Origin of the sequence: Micrococcus sp. GbtcB5 (genome assembly GCF_019091605.1) — a bacterium.
Lineage (GTDB): Bacteria > Actinomycetota > Actinomycetes > Actinomycetales > Micrococcaceae > Micrococcus > Micrococcus luteus.
Genome location: NZ_JAGXJK010000258.1, coordinates 1 through 257 on the forward strand (window position 1 = coordinate 1; position 257 = coordinate 257).

1 protein-coding gene is annotated in these 257 nt (G+C 75.1%); it reads right to left on the reverse strand.

What is annotated here, in order from left to right:
• A partial coding sequence (locus tag KVS67_RS12265; protein WP_217565474.1) for an SDR family NAD(P)-dependent oxidoreductase occupies positions 1–257 on the reverse strand: 257 nt, incomplete at both ends.

The window sequence follows — 257 nt, forward strand, 5'->3', positions numbered from 1 at the left end:
GGGGTCTTGGAGGACAGCGCCGCGCGGGCGGCCCCGGGCAGGCCGGCCATCATGGGCGTCTCCACCAGGCCGGGGGCGATCGTGACCACGCGGATCTGCGAGGAGGCGAGCACGCGGGCCGCGGGCAGGGTCAGCGCGACCACGGCGCCCTTGGAGGCGGAGTACGCGATCTGGCCGATCTGCCCGGCGTAGGCTGCCACGGACGCGGTGTTGACGATGACGCCGCGGTCCTCGCCGAGCGGCTCCTGCGCCTCCAT